General features: G+C 43.6%; 14 protein-coding genes. 2 read left to right on the plus strand and 12 right to left on the minus strand.

What is annotated here, in order from left to right; translation table 11 throughout:
- Nucleotides 1-39: 39 nt before the first annotated feature.
- The 3 genes from LWP20_RS07560 to LWP20_RS07570 all read right to left on the minus strand — a co-directional run bounded on the left by LWP20_RS07560 (nucleotide 40) and on the right by LWP20_RS07570 (nucleotide 3,521).
- Nucleotides 40-828 (minus strand): PhzF family phenazine biosynthesis protein, encoded by a 789-nt coding sequence (locus tag LWP20_RS07560; RefSeq protein WP_262914552.1) that lies wholly within the window; start codon nucleotides 826-828, stop codon nucleotides 40-42.
- Nucleotides 829-938: 110 nt separating this feature from the next.
- Nucleotides 939-2,144, minus strand: coding sequence for a dipeptidase (locus tag LWP20_RS07565; protein ID WP_242927517.1), 1,206 nt, complete (start codon nucleotides 2,142-2,144; stop codon nucleotides 939-941).
- A 297-nt stretch (nucleotides 2,145-2,441) separates the two neighbouring features.
- Nucleotides 2,442-3,521 carry a M23 family metallopeptidase gene (locus tag LWP20_RS07570; RefSeq protein WP_242927518.1) on the minus strand — a complete coding sequence of 360 codons (1,080 nt, stop codon included), beginning with the start codon at nucleotides 3,519-3,521 and terminating at the stop codon, nucleotides 2,442-2,444.
- Nucleotides 3,522-3,743: 222 nt separating this feature from the next.
- Between LWP20_RS07570 and LWP20_RS07575 the strand changes: the two genes are divergently transcribed.
- Entirely contained in the window at nucleotides 3,744-4,643 is a 900-nt protein-coding gene (locus LWP20_RS07575) for an ABC transporter ATP-binding protein (protein ID WP_242927519.1), read from the plus strand.
- A complete protein-coding gene (locus LWP20_RS07580; protein WP_242927520.1) occupies nucleotides 4,640-5,410 on the plus strand; it encodes a DUF2705 family protein in 771 nt (256 codons plus the stop codon). Before LWP20_RS07575 ends, LWP20_RS07580 begins: the two co-directional genes overlap by 4 nt.
- Before the next feature lie 3 nt (nucleotides 5,411-5,413).
- Here the strand turns inward: LWP20_RS07580 and LWP20_RS07585 are convergent, their stop codons facing one another.
- The 9 genes from LWP20_RS07585 to LWP20_RS07625 all read right to left on the minus strand — a co-directional run bounded on the left by LWP20_RS07585 (nucleotide 5,414) and on the right by LWP20_RS07625 (nucleotide 17,887).
- Complete coding sequence (locus tag LWP20_RS07585) at nucleotides 5,414-6,043, minus strand: hypothetical protein (protein ID WP_242927521.1); 630 nt, start codon at nucleotides 6,041-6,043, stop codon at nucleotides 5,414-5,416.
- Nucleotides 6,044-6,423: 380 nt separating this feature from the next.
- Nucleotides 6,424-7,653, minus strand: a complete 1,230-nt coding sequence (locus tag LWP20_RS07590) for a bifunctional 3,4-dihydroxy-2-butanone-4-phosphate synthase/GTP cyclohydrolase II (RefSeq protein ID WP_242927522.1) — start codon at nucleotides 7,651-7,653, stop codon at nucleotides 6,424-6,426.
- Nucleotides 7,654-8,344: 691 nt separating this feature from the next.
- Complete coding sequence (gene dnaG / locus LWP20_RS07595; protein WP_242927523.1) at nucleotides 8,345-10,282, minus strand: DNA primase; 1,938 nt, start codon at nucleotides 10,280-10,282, stop codon at nucleotides 8,345-8,347.
- Between the two features lie 206 nt (nucleotides 10,283-10,488).
- On the minus strand, nucleotides 10,489-10,626 hold the full coding sequence (locus LWP20_RS07600) for a hypothetical protein (RefSeq protein ID WP_242927524.1): 138 nt from the start codon (nucleotides 10,624-10,626) through the stop codon (nucleotides 10,489-10,491).
- 173 nt (nucleotides 10,627-10,799) lie between these two features.
- Nucleotides 10,800-12,071 (minus strand): fumarylacetoacetase, encoded by a 1,272-nt coding sequence (gene fahA, locus LWP20_RS07605; RefSeq protein ID WP_242927525.1) that lies wholly within the window; start codon nucleotides 12,069-12,071, stop codon nucleotides 10,800-10,802.
- Between the two features lie 132 nt (nucleotides 12,072-12,203).
- Nucleotides 12,204-12,470 carry a NifU family protein gene (locus LWP20_RS07610; protein WP_242927526.1) on the minus strand — a complete coding sequence of 89 codons (267 nt, stop codon included), beginning with the start codon at nucleotides 12,468-12,470 and terminating at the stop codon, nucleotides 12,204-12,206.
- A gap of 5 nt (nucleotides 12,471-12,475) precedes the next feature.
- On the minus strand, nucleotides 12,476-13,579 hold the full coding sequence (locus LWP20_RS07615; RefSeq protein ID WP_242927527.1) for an Mrp/NBP35 family ATP-binding protein: 1,104 nt from the start codon (nucleotides 13,577-13,579) through the stop codon (nucleotides 12,476-12,478).
- Between the two features lie 588 nt (nucleotides 13,580-14,167).
- Entirely contained in the window at nucleotides 14,168-16,105 is a 1,938-nt protein-coding gene (locus LWP20_RS07620) for a polysaccharide biosynthesis protein (protein ID WP_242927528.1), read from the minus strand.
- Nucleotides 16,106-16,741: 636 nt separating this feature from the next.
- Nucleotides 16,742-17,887, minus strand: coding sequence for a DegT/DnrJ/EryC1/StrS family aminotransferase (locus tag LWP20_RS07625; protein WP_242927529.1), 1,146 nt, complete (start codon nucleotides 17,885-17,887; stop codon nucleotides 16,742-16,744).

The raw sequence follows: 17,887 nt of genomic DNA on the forward strand, positions 1-17,887 counted from the left end.
GTCTTCGCAGGAGCTACGCACGCTGAGAGGCCTGTTAGTTTATACTTCTATTTCGCCGGTGAGGTAGGTTACGGCATTGCCCGTTATTTTTACCCTGTCGCCCAGGTATTCGCATGTTAAGTCGCCCTGCCTTTTAGAGAGTTGTTTGGCTGTTAAGGTTTTTTTGTCCAGCTTTTTGTTCCAGTAAGGCGTTAGCGTGGTATGTGCCGAACCGGTTACAGGGTCTTCGGATATGCCTACCTGCGGGCAAAAGAACCGCGATACAAAATCCACTCCGTTGCCAGGAGCCGAAACGATAACGCCCCGCGCTTCAACCGAATTTATAAGGTTTATATCCGGTGCAAAACAAGCCACATCATCTTCCGAAGTATAAATCAACAGGTAGTCGGTTTTACCTTTATAGGTTTCCAGCGGAGCCTTTCCGAAGGCTTTTACCAGAGCTTCCGGTGTTTCAGTTTTTTCCAGCTTATCTGTGGGGAAGTTCAGCGTAAGGGCATTTCCTTGCTTTTCAACGGTAAGCAGTCCGCTACGCCGCGAGTATAGTTTAACCGGATTGGTTGGATGGTTGTAATAGCGGAACAACACATAAGCTGCGGCCAGCGTGGCGTGCCCGCACAGGTCAACTTCTACGGTTGGCGTAAACCAGCGTATCTCGTAATCCTCACCGGTTTTCACCACAAAAGCAGTTTCGGCAAGGTTATTTTCTGCAGCTATACTTTGCATTTTCGCATCATCGAGCCACGCATCGAGCACACAAACAGCAGCCGGGTTGCCACCAAAAACTTTATCTGTAAAAGCGTCTATCTGGTATAGTTTAATTTTTGCCAAGGCGAGTATGGTTTATAGTTTGGTTAAAGTATGAAAATAAGAAAAAAGGGTGAACTGTCAGCTTAACAATTCACCCTTCCCGCTAATGATGCTATACTTCTACTTCAAAATCAGCTTTTCTGTACTTTGGAATTCTCCCGGAACAGGCGTAAAAAGTTGCCGCCCAGAATCTTCTCAATATCTTTTTTGCTATAGCCTCTGGCCAGCAACTCTTTTGTTATCAGCGGCATATCTGCTACGCTATCCAACTGCTTTGGCGTTGACGTGATGCCATCAAAATCAGAGCCTAAACCTACATGGTCTACACCAACTAATTTTACTATATGGTCCAGGTGATCGAGCAGCAAAGCTAAAGGCGGGCGGAGGTCAGCGGCTTCCTGCGGATAAGCATTGGCAGCCCAAACGGCTATTTCATCCCGCGATTTATTGAGCTGTCGCAGAGAATCTATTTCAGCCTGATGCCTGGTCATGAACGCTTTCTGGCGCTTTTCAAAAGCAGGATCCAGGAAACCGGAGAAGAAGTTAAGGTGAATTACACCGCCGTTTTTACCCACAGCTTTTATCTGCTCGTCGTTCAGGTTACGAAAATGCGGATTAATGCCATGCACACAACTATGCGAAACAATTACAGGTTTTGTAGTGGTCTGGATTGCATCCCAGAAAGTCTGCTCACCAACGTGGCTTAGGTCCACCATCATTCCCAGCTCATTCATTCTTTGTACTACCTGCCTGCCAAAGTCGTTCAGCCCTTTTTTAGCGTTTGGCACCGTACCTTCTGCTTCATCTTTGGCCGAACTTGCCCAGGAAGTAGAGTTGTTCCAGGTCAGGGTCATGTAGCGTGCGCCACGATTGTAAAGTTCATCGAGGTAACTGAGGTTATCCTCTATCATATGGCCGCCTTCCACACCAATCATGGCTGCCATCTTCTTCAGCTTCACGGTTTTTAATAATTCTTCCGGCGTTTTTACAACCACCATTTTATCCGGGTTGCGGGCCGCAATTGCATTCAGGGTATCGATCTGTAGTTTTGCAAAATTAAAGCCCCTGCCCATGCCATAGGTTTCGTCGCTCCACACCGAGAATATCTGCACATCTACCCCTCCCTTTTTAAAGCGCGCCAGGTCAGAGTGCGTTTTGCCGGTCAGATCTTTAGCAATGTCCAGCCCTTCCAAAACAGAAATCAGAACATCGTTATGGGTGTCTACCACAATGGCTTTCTCATGGAGTGTTTTGTAATTCTGTGCATTTGCAGCCACGTTGCCCAGTAAAAAAGCGCCAAACGCAAGACTGCCGGCAACCAAACCTTTATACTTCATATTCAAGTTTTATAGCGTGATATCATTTAGTTAGGCAACAAAAGCGGCCTACGCATTAAATATAAGAAATCGAAAGTATAACTACTACTTAGGATGAAGTATGTAATACCCTATCTTTCCAAGATGGTCCTGTATAAGTCGTCGAAAACAGTAATACCTTATTTGCCTTCACTTCCCAGGATAAATATTCTGCCATAAACTGCTCCGGCCCTACCATTACCTAAGAAAGTAGCTACTATACTACAAACTCCTGTTAGCTGTCCATCCCGATTAATACTTACCTGCTGCAGCAGCCTGTTATTTTATACTTTGAATGATATCGCCAGTATCTACAGTGGCGCGTTTTACCTTCTCCTTCTTATCTCCCATAAGGAAGTAAAAGTTACTGAAGTAAGATGGCAATCCTTCGGCTGCGTGATCTGTGCTGGTTCTTATCTCAAAGTGCAAGTGCGGGAAAAAAGAGCTGCCGGAAACACCAATCTGCCCTATTTGCTGCCCCTGCTGTACATTGTCGCCAACTTTAAGAGGTATGCTGCTTTGCTTCAGGTGCCCGTACATGCTAAGCTCTCCTTTGCTATGCTCCACTACTACATAGTTGCCGTAAAGCGCCAGCGCGTTTGTTTTCAAGCTGGGCACATCGAACTTCTTGTTATCAGGCTGATCGTTTCGTACTGCCACCACTTTACCTGCTGCCACCGCCTGCACTCCGGCGCCGTAGCCATACCAGTCTTCATCTGCTTTCCCATCCGATTTATACTTTTTGTTCGCTGCATCCACCACTACAAAATCATAGGCATAGCGCATAAAATTGGAAGCAAGGCCTAATTCTTTAATCGGTGGAAATTCATAGTTGAAGCGGCGGTGGTGAGAAAGCTGGTCGTGGCCATCGTATACCAACAGCCTTTGCTTCAATGGAAGTATAAGCGCCGTTTTCTGCTTGTATGCCACAGGCTCTACAACTTTTTCTACTATCGTCTCCTGCCCTTTCGGACCAGAGAACACAAACTCATACTTTATAGTTTTAACAGGCAAGGCAGCCGGATAAGGCGGGAAAGGATTAAACAAAAGATGCCGCTCTGCACCGCTCCACTGCCGTACCGCGATGGTTTCTATACTTGGTGCTGTACCATTGTTATCTAAAAACTTTTGCTGCAACAACTGTCCTTTCGCATCATACACCGACATGGTTAGCTTGTCGAGTTGCAGAGAGTCCTGCGATTTATTTTCTATCACAAAATCAAAGTTGCAGACTTGTTGCCCCCGCACCTGCTCTATCAATATTACATCAGGTTTTGCGCTGACAACTATCTTTTGCTGTGCTTTCATACTTAGTGCAACAAATAGCAGCAGCGTGAGTAGTATGTGTCTATCTCTCATTATTAATTCTTTTTATTGATTTCTTTGGGTAAGCAATAAAGTTACTTAGCCATTTATATAATCTGGCAAAAATTACAATTATTCATACAAATAATAATAAACAAAAAAGAGAAGATTTGAGAAACAGCAATCCGTTTTGCTGAAAATGGCCTCAGCAACTATTAAACAAAAAAGCTATATTTGTTTAGCCTGCTGTTGGGCGAACTCTTAACCAAGTATAATTTGGCTATAGTCTTAAGTATAGAAAACCTCTCGAAGAAGTATGGTAGCCTGAAAGCGGTAGACCAATTAACACTTCAGGTAGAAGAAGGCAGCATTTATGGTTTGCTGGGGCCAAACGGCAGCGGAAAAACCACCACGCTTGGCATGGTGCTGGATGTGATACGGCCCGGTGACGGCAGTTTTTCTTGGTTCGGGAATGGCATCAGCAAAGAGACAAAGCAACGGGTTGGGGCTTTGCTCGAAACACCAAATTTTTACCCCTACCTGAGTGCTAAGCAAAACCTACAGGTAGTAGCCGATATTAAAGGCGCGGATTACAGCAACATCAATAAGATGCTGGACCTGGTAGGTTTGGGAAGTCGTGGCAACTCCGCTTTTAAAGGTTTTTCGCTGGGCATGAAACAGCGCCTGGCTTTGGCCGCGGCCATGCTTAACGACCCTGAAGTGCTGGTGCTGGACGAGCCTACTAATGGCCTTGACCCGCAAGGCATAGCTGAAGTGCGCGACCTTATACTTCGTATTGCGGCACAAGGCAAAACCATTATACTTGCCAGCCACCTCCTGGACGAAGTAGAGAAAGTATGCACGCACGTTGCCGTATTGCAAAATGGCAAATTACTGGCCAGCGGCCCTGTAGCAGATATTCTGGCTGCAAATGAAAATGTCCTTATCAGTACTCCAGACACTGAGCGGGCGCTTGCGTTGCTGGCCCATCTGCCTTACGTAGCCAATTTCAGGCGCGAAAAAGAGTTTATTATACTTACCCTTCAGGAGGGCTATAACAGCACAGATATTAACCGCGATATGTTTGCGCAGAATATTGTGCTGTCGCAACTAATAGTGCGCCGCAAAAGCCTGGAAGCCCAGTTTCTGGAAATCATTAACACGGAATCAAAATGAACTTACTACGCATAGAGTTTAGAAAAATATTCCCATACCGCACGTTCTGGGCAATACTTGGCATTTATACTTTGCTGTTAATCCTGATTGTGTATGCGAGCAGCAACATTACCATAAACGGACAAACGATGGGCAGTTCAACCTATCAGTTTCCGGGAATCTGGCAACGCCTTACCTTTATTGCCAGCTACTTTAACCTGCTGCTTGGTATACTTATAATTGTACTCGTATCGGATGAGTATAGCTTCCGTACTTTTCGCCAGCAAGTGATAGATGGCTTATCGCGTACCGAGCTGGTGAAGGCTAAATTTTATGTGGTACTGGCCATAGCTTCTTTCAGTACTATATTTCTGTTAGCACTGGGCTTATACTTTGGCTTGCTTTATAGTGCTACCAAAGGATTCGAAACGGTCGTCAGCCAGATCGATTTCCTCTCATATTATTTTGTGCAGTCGGTGGCCTATATGGTGCTGGCTTTGTTTTTCTGTATACTTATCCGGAAGAGTGGTTTAGCCATCATCGCGTTTATTGCCTACGCCAAAATAATAGAGCCATTACTGCATTTTGGCCTGGATGACAAGCTGGATAAATTTCTGCCTATGAAAGTGCTGTCGAGCCTTACGCCTATGCCCGGCCAGGAAATGCTGGACCAGTTAACTACCCCGACTGATATGCTGACGCCACAATGGGCTGTGTTACCCGCGCTGGTTTATACTGGTTTGCTGTTACTGTTTTCTTATTTGATTTTGAAAATGCGTGATCTTTAATGTTTACAAGCTGTTATAATAGTTAACTATAGTCGTTAGCTCATAAGGATCTTCGTAGCTCAGATCGTTATTCTTTACAAAAGCTTTAACCAGGTCCGATTTCTTACCAAAGAGAGCATGCAATTGCTTCCGCACATTTTTCAATGTCATAATATCACCATTGGGCAGCAGAGCGAAGTATGAAAAGCGGGGCTTCATTTCCGGATCGGAAGCTGAGGGTTCGTAATAAGTATCCAGAGATGCGAATCGGCGAATGGCACTGCGGCTGCTTCCCTTTTGTATATTCGATTCGCGCATGATCAGGGTAATGGCTCCCTGGTTAAGCTGTTCAAAAAATGTGGGCTTTTTAAAATCGCTGCCTTCCTTGCCTAAATTCCAGTTATATGATCTGTAAAGATGCGGGCGGCCACTGGGTACTTCGTTTACAATAAAATAATCCACATTTACCGGTGATAAAGTGCTGGTATAACCTTCGTTGTGCTTAACTTCTATCACATCCTGGCTGCGGTGGTACGTTATGGCGCCAATCAGGCTATCGCCGTTAATGAGCATTACTTTACCAGAAGGCCACTCCTGCACGTCCGGGTTACTGCTAATCTGTGCTGTTACTAATCCGGGTATTATAAAAAACATAAGTACCGGCAGTCTCAATAGCCAGTATTTTAATACTCTCTTCATAGACTTTTATAATTTAAGATAAGGATGAACGCCTCTTAAACAACATCACACTTTAAGCACAGTAAATCAACGCATTAATGCACATTGGTGGCAATCCTATATATCTTAAAATCAGAATTTTGTTGCCTATATAGTTCAATTTAACCAGTGTTTATACATAAAATATAATCGGTTTGAATTTCAATAGCAGTTATTTCAAATAAGTTTTCTTTTACATGACTTAATGAAAGACCGAATATTGTCTCTTTATTAAGTCTGGAGGGTTTAAAAACAAAACACCTGCACCATTGCCTGAAAGCAATGGTGCAGGTGTTCCTGATATATTAAAATTATACTTAGTCCTTCAGGATATTGTGACCAAGTTTATCGCGCTTTGTGGTTAGGTATTTCTGATTGTGCTCGTTAGGGGCTATTTCATTAGGCACATTATCAACCACTTCCAGTCCATAACCTATCAGGCCGGTTCGCTTTCTTGGATTGTTTGTAATGAGCTTCATTTTAGTAACACCAAGGTCGCGAAGAATTTGAGCACCAACGCCATAATCACGGTTATCCATATCAAAGCCAAGTTTCAGGTTAGCCTCAACGGTATCCAGTCCCTGCTCCTGTAATTTATAGGCCTTCAACTTATTAATAAGGCCAATACCACGGCCTTCCTGGTTCATGTACACAATTACTCCTTTGCCTTCGCGCTCAATCATACGCATAGCTTCATGTAACTGAGGACCGCAATCGCAACGGCAAGAGCCGAAAATATCGCCGGTTACGCAAGACGAATGCACCCGTACCAATACAGGCTCGCCCGGCTCCCAGGTACCTTTTACCAAAGCCAGATGCTTGGCACCATTACTGCGTTGCGTAAAGGCATACAAATCAAACGTACCAAAATCGGTTGGCAACTGTACTGCAATTTCACGCTCTATCAGGCTTTCCTTTTTAAGGCGGTATTCTATAAGGTCTTTTATAGAGATCAGTTTAAGGTCGAAACGTTCGGCAACTTTCACCAGGTCTGGCAGTCGGGCCATAGTACCGTCTTCGTTCATGATCTCGATAAGTACACCAGCAGGCGCAAGCCCTGCCAGTTGTGCCAGGTCAACGGCAGCTTCGGTATGACCGGCACGTCTTAACACGCCTTCTTTCTTGGCTTTAAGCGGAAAAATATGGCCCGGTTTTCCAAGCGAGTGCGGATCTGTTGTAGGGTCTACAAGGGCCTGTATGGTTTTGGCACGATCAGAAGCTGAAATACCGGTAGTACAGCCATGCCCGATCAGGTCTACTGACACTGTAAAAGGCGTAGCGTGAAGCGCAGTGTTGCGGCCAACCATCAGCTCCAGGCCAAGCTCATCGCAACGCTCTTCTGTTAGGGGGCAGCAAATAAGGCCGCGGCCATGCGTAGCCATAAAGTTGATGATCTCGGGTGTTACCTTTTCGGCAGCACAAATAAAATCGCCTTCATTTTCGCGGTCATCATCATCTACCACAATAATGATTTTACCCTGACGGATATCCTCAATGGCGGACTCTATTGAATCAAGTTTTATGGGTTCTGTTTGTGTAGTATCCATTTCTATGTTCTTATACTTGTTTCAGCTTTTGGCCACAAGTTTTAATGTTTAGCTAACTGCGATACAAATCTAAAAAGTTTATGTCGCAATCCCGTTTTATTTGGATAACACTTTAGCAAGAGGTTTAGTTGAATTGAGGAATAGTTAGTAGATTTTGCATGGGATTTTATACTTCTATGCGCTCCTTATTGTGTAATGGTGCTTTTAATTGCCACTATTTCTGTTATCTCGGTGGTATGAGAGATCTGAATCTGCTAAAGTATAAACCCACCCCTGCCCCCTCCAAGGAGGGGAATTTCTGCTATAGCTGTAGTTGAAAGTATACTTTTATAGTTACAAACCTCGCGCGGACAGGTCGCGACCTATCCCTACAAATCACTTGCTTCCAGTTGCATAACTGCTAAGAAAGCAGTGTTCTTTCCAGTCCTTGGGTTGAGCGCCTTCTATTGTTGCGGTGCCCGCAAGGGAAGCCCGCAGCGGAGCGAGGAGCAGCGTCAATAGACAGTGCGATGCCAAAGGACGAGCCCTCGCGGGCTTGGAGCGAGCCAAAGTATAAATTGAAACAATAGGTAAGCAAGGCTAAAGATAAAAGTATAGCCTGTTTACCAGTAGAAGACAACTAAACTTTGAAATAGTATCAGACTTCTCTTTCGTTGAAATGACAAACTACCATTTGAATTGAAAAAAGCACTTACTTAAACACTACAATCCCTAACATATCCCCCATTTGCTTATGGAGTTTCTTTAGGCTCATTACGTAAGTTATCTGGGTAATTTGCTCCTGCGGGTCAGTTACAAGTTTTAATTTACCGGCTTCTATGTTTACAACACTCTCCAGGTAGCGGAACTTCAGGCGTAAAACAGCGCGCTCGGTACCATAAGGCAAAAGATCCGACTCATGCGGTACATATATCTGATGGGTAGCCCAGTTAGGACTTAGTTCGTAAGGGTCCGAGAGCAGGTTAGTAGTTTCGGTACGTATTTCGTTATCCGGGTAATTAATAAAATCATCCGCTGACGGAAGTATACCCTGATTAAGCTTGTCTTTTACAATTTCTACCAGCCGGCGGTAAATCGGGGTCTGGAATTCGATATCTTCTAATTGCTCCAGAATATAATGGCTGGTTGTAATGCCATCTTCCAGTAAGCGGTCGGGGTAGCTAAGCAGCATGCGCACAATTTCGCGTTCGTAACGCTTAAGGGCATCATTTTCATTGGTATCAGTTTCATACTCCGCCGCCTCAGCAGCTAAAGCCGCCTGCTCATAATCAAAGTAATCTTCTTCGGGGCTGCCAGTTTTGGGCTGTTGCTGCTGCTGGCGCCCCTGTAACTGCATTTTATTGTATTCCGAGATCAGCAGTTGCTCATCTATATCAAAAATCAGGCTACAGCTCTGGAAGAATACAGTACGCTTGATTGAATCCGGTATCTTGGCAATAGACGTAACGATCTCACGTATGGCTTCGGCTTTCTTAACCGGGTTTCCTTGCGCTTCGGCAGCATACAGGCTGGTTTTGAAAGAGATAAAATCCTGTGAATGCTCACGGACATACTTTTTAAAAGCCTCATCCCCAACCTTTTGTATGTAAGAGTCAGGGTCATCGCCTTCCGGAAACGTAACTACATTCACGTTCAGGCCATTTTCCAGGATCAGGTCGATACCACGCAACGAAGCTTTTACGCCTGCCGCATCGCCATCATACAGTACCGTAATGTTTTGGGTATAGCGTGCAATTAATTTGATCTGCCCTTCTGTAAGCGAAGTACCCGAAGAAGCTACCACATTCTCGATGCCGCCCTGGTGCAGCGAGATCACATCCAGATAACCCTCTACCAGGTAGCAAAGATCCTGCATACGCATCGCCTGTTTCGCCTGAAACAAACCATACAGCACATTACTTTTGTGGTAAATATCCGACTCAGGTGAGTTAAGATATTTAGGACTTTTCTTGTCGTTTGATTTTAAGGTACGCGCCCCAAAGCCAACCACACGGCCCGAAACGTTATGGATCGGAAACATGACACGTGCCCGGAAACGATCGTATCGCTTATCGTCTTTAACTATGGTAAGACCGGTAGCCTCCAGGTATTGCTGCTTATAACCGGCCTTTAATGCGGCATCCGTAAAATCAGACCATCCGTCTAAACTATAGCCCAGCTCAAATTTACGTATGGTGTTGCCGCTGATGCCGCGCTCTTTCAGGTATGCCTGCCCAATTCCGCCCTGCTCGTGTTGCGTCAGGTTTTGCTGGTAATGCTTATTAGCGAAATCAGAAACAATAAAAAGGCTATCGCGGTCGCTTTGCTCTTTTGCATACTCCGGGTTTGCCTGCTCTTCCGGCACTTCAATGCCATACTTTTTGGCCAGGTACTTAAGCGCTTCCGGAAAGCTGGTGCCCTCCACATCCATGATAAACTGCACCGAGTTACCCGCCTTGCCGCAACCAAAGCACTTGTAAATACCTTTAGCAGGCGATACAGAAAAAGAAGGTGATTTCTCGTGGTGAAAGGGGCAGCACGCCCACATGTTCTGTCCCTTTTTCTTGAGCGACACAAAATCACCCACTACCTCTACTATATCAGCCTGGGCAATAATCTGGTCAACGGTTTCTTTGGGTATCAGCGACATGGAAGTATACTTTGAGGAATTACAAAGATAGTATTCTAGCTGAAGCTGGAGCTTAGTGAATTATACTTTTTATTATAAATGCGGATTGGAGGAGCTCAGAGTATATCTGTGCACTATTGATAACTTGCAAGTGGTTTATTGATAACGTAAACTTAGGAGTTCTGCCTTATCTATTGTAGCGGCCTTTATTCCTTAGTTTCATTTACCTAAAGTTTTATAGTTAGCATTTGCTCGCTCCAAGCCCGCGAGGGCTCGTTTTCCTGCTCGCCACTGTGGTGAGTCCTGCCTTCGGCTCCGCCTGCAGGCTGCCCTAAACGGGCACCGGACACACCAAGGCGCCTCACAGAAAAACTGGGAACAGTTTTCCTTCGATTAAGGACACAAGATTATACTCCTATTCTTTGATTTTAAATGTAACAATCTGAAAGACGATTCATTACCAAATCAAGTAGAAACAAAAAGGGCAAGTATAAACTTTACAGCTATACTTGCCCTGTTATACTTCTGATTAATGATTTTATAAAGCTGGCAAAACTTTCGCTTTTACCTCGCCGAAACCAATTCTGATGCCATCGCGCTCACCATAGCCGCGCATGATAACGGTATCTTCATCGTTAATAAACTTACGCTCTGTGCCGTCTGATAATTTTATAGGTTGCGTGCCGCGCCAGGTAAGCTCCAGCATAGAACCGTAAGAGTCCTTCTCATGGCCGCTTATAGTGCCTGAAGCATACATATCTCCAACCTGTATGTTACAACCATTACTGGACTGATGTGCCAGCTGCTGGTTCATATTCCAGTACATATACTTAAAGTTAGAGCGGCAAACGCTGTTTTCCTTTCCTCCCTCCGGCTTGATCAATACTTCCAGGTTAATGTCGTAGTTGTGGTGGCCGTTAAACTCCAGGTATGGCAATGGCTTAGGATCCTGAACCGGTCCTTTTACTTTGAATGGTTGCAGTGCATCCAGCGTTACTACCCATGGCGAAATAGACGATGCAAAACTTTTAGCCAGGAATGGCCCTAATGGCACATATTCCCAGGTCTGAATATCACGTGCCGACCAGTCGTTAAATAATACTAAGCCAAAGATATAGTTATCTGCCTCGTTTGGTGTTATACTTTCTCCAAGCTTAGTTTCCCTGCCTGTAATAAAAGCAACTTCCAATTCAAAGTCCAGAAGTTTAGTAGGGCCAAATGTCGGGGCATCTTCGTTAGGAGCCTTAGTTTGTCCGTTTGGTCTACGGATGTCGACACCGGAAACTACGATGGAAGAAGCACGGCCATGATAACCGATCGGAATATGCTTCCAGTTTGGTAACAATGCATTTTTGGGATCGCGGAACATGGTACCCACGTTGGTAGCGTGCTCAATGCTGGAGTAAAAATCGGTATAGTTGCCAACCTTAACAGGCATTAGCATACGGGCATCCTGCATTCTTACCAGGCAATCGTCCATCAGCTCCCTGTTGGAGCTTATCTCTTCGTTATCGTTGCGCAAAAGTTCTGATACCCGATTACGCACCGCGCGCCAGATTGGCTTACCCAACGAAATGAAATCATTCAGGTATGGGCGGTGAAATACTGTAGGGTCTATATCAATCAGCTCAAACAAATTATTCTGTGCAACTGCATACAGATCAAGTATATAATCGCCGATGGCAACTCCTACACGTGGGTCTTTCCCGGCAGTTTCAAAAATACCAAAAGGCAGGTTTTGTATAGGAAAATCGCTGTTAGGCGCTATTTGTATCCAGGAATGGAGCGATGGGTCGTTGGCTTTTAACATAGCTGTATCTAGCAGGTTTGTACAGACAAATATAGTTGTTTTGACTTGGAAGGTAAAGTATAAATAAAACAGGCGAAGTTACTAAGTATAACTTCGCCTGTTAAAGACTTATTTTTGAAAGTATAACGTAGCCTAAGCCATTGGTGTCATGTTCACAGCTTCAACAGCTTTGATTTCAGGCACAGCCTTCAACACTGATTGCTCTACGCCGGCCTTCAATGTCATAGTAGACATAGGGCAGGTACCACAAGCGCCTAGCAACTCCAGCTTAAGTACCATATCCTCTGTTACTTCCAGCACCTTCACGTTACCGCCATCAGCCTCTAAATAAGGCCTGATCTGGTCTAACGCACTTTCGATGCGAAGCAGGAAATCGTTGTCTACGTTTAGGACTGCCATTTCAATTAGCTTTTAATTTCTACAATTTTGGTTTTAGACAAGGTAGCATTGCGTACAGAAACCTGCTGCGCCACTGCCTGTGCCAACTCAATGAAAACACCTGAAGCCGGAGAATCGTTCTGCATGGCCACCGGTGTTCCCGCATCGCCACTTTCGCGGATGCCTTGTACCAATGGTACCTGGCCAAGCAAAGGCACTTCGTACTTATCTGCCAGCTGCTGGCCGCCACCTTCACCAAATATATAATACTTGTTTTCAGGAAGCTCAGCAGGTGTAAAGTATGCCATGTTCTCTACTATACCTAGTATAGGTACGTTTATCTGAGGCTGACGGAACATCTGAAGACCTTTCATGGCATCAGCCAAAGCAACTTTCTGTGGCGTAGTCACGATCACAACACCAGTTACCGGCAAGGCCTGTACCATTGTCAGGTGAATGTCTGAAGTTCCGGGAGGTAAATCGATAAGCAGGTAATCGAGGTCGCCCCATTCTACATCCGTAATAAACTGGCGCAAAGCCGAGCTGGCCATTGGGCCACGCCAGATAACGGCATTATCAGCAGGCGTAAGGAAACCAATTGACATCATTTTGATGCCATATTTTTCTACAGGGATAATAAAGTTCTTACCGTGGTCGCCCTGCACTACATGCGGACGCTCTTCCTCGGTACCGAACATAGTTGGTATAGACGGGCCATAAATATCGGCATCTATCAAACCTACTTTTGCACCAGTCTGCGCCAGCCCAATAGCCAGGTTTGTTGTTACCGTAGATTTACCTACGCCACCTTTACCCGAAGCAACTGCAATAATATTTTTCACGCCAGTAAGTACAGCGTTGTTATCTGCTCTACCCGATGTTACACGCGAAGTCATATTCACAGTAACTTCTGCTTCTTTATCCACCATTGTATGAATGGCCCGGATACAGGCATTGCGAATCAGGTCTTTAAGCGGGCAGGCCGGTGTTGTAAGTATAACAGTGAAGCTCACGTTTTTGCCGTCAACTGCTACATCCTCCACCATGTTCAGGGTGACCAGGTCTTTGCCAAGATCCGGTTCCTCTACATAGCTGAGGGCTTTTAATATATCTTCTTTTGTGATAGCCATAAGTATAGAATAGCTTGCTTTAAATGCCCTGCAAAGATACAAACAAATTATTCTATTCGCATGCAATAAGCCAATTCTAAACTAACAAGCTACTATGGTTCATAGTTTAGAGTTATAACTTGTTTTAGATATTGCGTGCTTAATCGTCGTTAAACTTGCTGAGTTTTAAAAATGAAAGTGAAGTATAAATTTTGGAGCCATATTCATAACTCTAAGCTTTCCAATTCGGATAAAAGCCAAGGTGGGGTTGGGGTGGTTGGATACCTGTAACAATAGAACTATATTGTCAACTATAGCATCAGCCAAAATGCATTCTTGGCAGAGGCTCCAATATAGGTTTATACTTTACTGTACCAAGTATCACAATCGTTATTGAAACCTTTGGCTAAAGTTTTCATTTATTTGGGCGGCATTAAATCAGGTAACAAAACTAATTGCCTCTTCAAATCAATCAGCATGGCAGAATCTGGATCTAAAATGGGCTGTGCTACTAGCTATACAGATTGGGTTCTTTAACAGATTTAAAAATGAGAAGGCCTGCAACTCATGTTACAGGCCTTCAATATTCATCAAATAAAGTATAAACTTTTAGTTCACCAGGGGAGAATCCAGCTTCTCGAATCTGGAATTTTTGCTGATAAACTCCGGTACGATGTCCTTCATTTTACGAACAACTTTGGTATCATCGCCGTGTTTATTTAAGCTGATAAGTTCATTTAAATCCAGCACCACTTTATCGTAAGCATACTGCCTAACTTTTGATATTTTGATTTTGCTGTGGTGCGTTGGTATTGTCTGCTCTTCTTCGTTCAACAACTCCTCGTATAGCTTCTCGCCTGGGCGAAGTCCTGTATACACGATCTCAATATCTTTAGCCGTTAACCCAGCCAGTTTTATCATTTTTTTAGCCAGATCTACAATCTTCACTGGCTCGCCCATGTCAAATATAAATATCTCACCTCCATTGCCCATAGTACCGGCTTCCAATACCAATTGTACAGCCTCTGGTATGGTCATGAAGTAACGGGTGATATCCGGGTGTGTAACAGTAATTGGGCCGCCTTTCTCTATTTGAGAACGGAATCGCGGAATTACAGAACCATTAGAGCCAAGTACATTTCCGAAGCGGGTAGTGATAAATTTTGTATGAGGCAACAGCATCTCGCTTAGCGAATCGTCATTGCCAAAATCTTCCGGACGCATGGTATTAAGCGATTGGATATAGATTTCTGCGATACGTTTAGATGCCCCCATAATATTGGTTGGATTAACCGCTTTGTCTGTTGAGATCATCACAAATTTCTCCACATCAAAACTCATGGAAAGATCTGCCAGGTTTTTGGTACCCTTTACATTTGTAAGTATAGCTTCCGATGGGTTGTTCTCCATCATTGGCACATGCTTATAAGCCGCAGCGTGGTAAACAAATTGTGGTGTATGCTCTTTAAACATGGCATACATCCTGTCGAAATTCTGGATATCGCCTACACAAAGAACAATGTTAGCATCCGGATAAGTCTCTTCGATTTCCAGTTGAAGCTCATGTAACGGCGATTCGGCCTGGTCGCAAATAATAAGCATTTCCGGCTTATAGTTTAATACCTGGCGAACAATTTCAGAGCCAATTGATCCTGCTCCGCCAGTTACAAGCACACGTTTTCCGGCAATGTCGTTACTGATCCTGTCGTTTTCAATAACAATTGGCGGGCGCTGCAGCAGATCTTCGATCTTCAGGTCCTGGATCTGGTTCATGCGCAGGTGCCCGGACATCCATTCATCTGTAGGCGGAACAGTTAGTACTTTTATACCAAGCTCAATACATTTTTCGATTGCCTGCTTTTTTGCCGGAGCCTTTAAGTCCTCGCTTAGTACCAGCAATTTATCAATGTAGAGCTTATTCTGCAGTTTCTCAATTTCATCTACATGATACACACGTACCTGGTGGATGTCCTTGTTTACTTTATTTGGGTTGTCATCCAGGAAACCGGCAATAACAAACTTACCCATACCACTGGCTTCAAGGGCATGTTTTACCAAGATAGAGTAACTATCTGCTCCGTAAATTAATACCGTTTCCTTTTCATCTGTGGTGTTTCTTCTTAAAAAGAAGAACATACTTTTTGCCCCAATTCTTAGCATCGTAAGCAGGGAGGCAGAAATAAAGAAATTAAGAATCAGAACGACGTAGATATTTACCGAGTCGATATGATACACAGGCTCTACCCATATATTTACAAGAGCACTGTATGTTAAACTGGAGGTAAGTACAGCTGTAAAAATTCGATATACATCCTGAATGCTGGAATATCTGATCAAGCCAGTGTGCAAACGCATCATGTAAAACACGACTACAGAAACGCAACAATATAGACCAATATAGATAAAGAAATGGCCTCTAAGGATATTTACAAATTCGAATTGCTTAATCAGGAAGAAAGATAGGATAAATGCCCAGCTCGTGATCACCTGGTCCATCAATAGAATTATCCATTTAGGCAATGATCTGTTCAGTAAAAATACCTTCATACTCTGAAAGTTTGTTTTAAGGGTGTTGGTGCAAGTGCAATATATTGTGCCTCTGTATAAAAACGTTGACCCATTTTACTATAAATACTATAAGTATAAACCCGAAATAAAATGCTTTACCTCAATTGCTATACTGTTCAATGATTTATTAACTCGATCTTGCAAAATAAATTGCATGCAAAGATAAGTCTAAAGCTAAAATATGACAAAACTATTTCAACTATTAAATAAGCAGCCTACTCAATCTTGGTTAATTACAAATTAAACTTATACTATATCAATTAACATGTTTTTAAATTCAATGCAAAATTGAACAAGAATACTCGGATTAAATCTACAGCTAGTATATTTTGAATAGAACAGAAGAAAATACCTAATTAATCATCTGATAATAAGGTAACTAATAAAACAAGTGTAATACTGACTTACTGAAGGGATTTTACACAGAACAAAATAACGTATAGTATAGCTTAAAACTTGGACAGCCTAAGTTTAGTAAAACTGAAAGAATATAATTTATGCTATATTTTAGTGAAGGGCTTTGTACTTATACTTAAAAGTATAAGTACACGGTAGATTTATCAATAATTAACATAACTAGGGCAACGAACTATATTCTTTGCCCCAGTTATGTTTCTATTTACTTAAAACTGTATTGAAGCAAGCTTCTGTCTTTTCTATAACTCTTTGAAGATCATCTTCGGTTAAGTTTGAGCCGGATGGCAGGCAAAGTCCTCTTTCAAAGAGTCTTTCACTTGTACCATCACCATAAAAAGGAGCTTCAGCAAAAATTGGCTGCAGGTGCATTGGTTTCCAGAGCGGGCGGCTTTCTATATTGTCTTTCTCAAGCGCCAAACGCAAATCTTCACGGCTAACACCAGAAGCATCATCCACCAATATAGTTGTCAGCCACCTGTTTGAATAGTAATCTGAATCCGGTTCTTCCGCAAAAGAAACAGCGTTGTTACCCTCAAAGGCTTTTTTATAGAATTCAGTATTCTTTCGGCGCTGCTGCACACGATCAGTCAATACTTCCATCTGGCCACGTCCGATACCCGCGCAGATATTACTCATGCGGTAGTTGTAGCCAATATGTGAGTGTTGGTAATGAGGAGCGTTATCACGAGCCTGCGTAGCCAGGAAACGTGCTTTTTTGATCCACTCTTCGTTAGTAGAAACCAGCGCTCCACCACCAGAAGTAGTAATAATCTTATTGCCATTGAATGACAAAATGCTCATGGCGCCAAAAGTACCAAGCTGTTTTCCTTTGTAGCTGGAGCCCAGCGCCTCAGCAGCATCTTCTACAACTGGTATTTCATAGGTATCAGCTATTTCCATAATGCGGTCCATTTCGGCTGGCATGCCGTACAGGTGAACTACTATGATGGCTTTAGGCTTACTGCCTTTGCTGATTCTGTCTTGTATAGCAGTCTCCAGATGCTCAGGCGACATATTCCAGGTGCGATCTTCGCTATCCACAAAAACAGGCGTTGCGCCCTGGTAAGCAATTGGATTAGCAGAAGCCGAGAACGTCATAGACTGGCAGATCACTTCATCGCCAGCCTTTACACCAAGTATGATTAATGCTAAATGAAGTGCTGCCGTACCAGAACTAAGAGCGGCCACATGCACATTGTTACCTAAAAAGCTTTCCAGGTCCTTTTCAAAACCATCTACATTTGGCCCTAGTGGCGCAATCCAGTTTGTATCAAAAGCTTCTTTTACATACTTCTCTTCCGAACCGCCCATGTGCGGAGAAGAGAGCCATATTTTGTTATTCAT

Source organism: Pontibacter vulgaris (genome assembly GCF_022758145.1).
In the GTDB taxonomy this organism is placed as follows: Bacteria; Bacteroidota; Bacteroidia; order Cytophagales; family Hymenobacteraceae; genus Pontibacter; species Pontibacter vulgaris.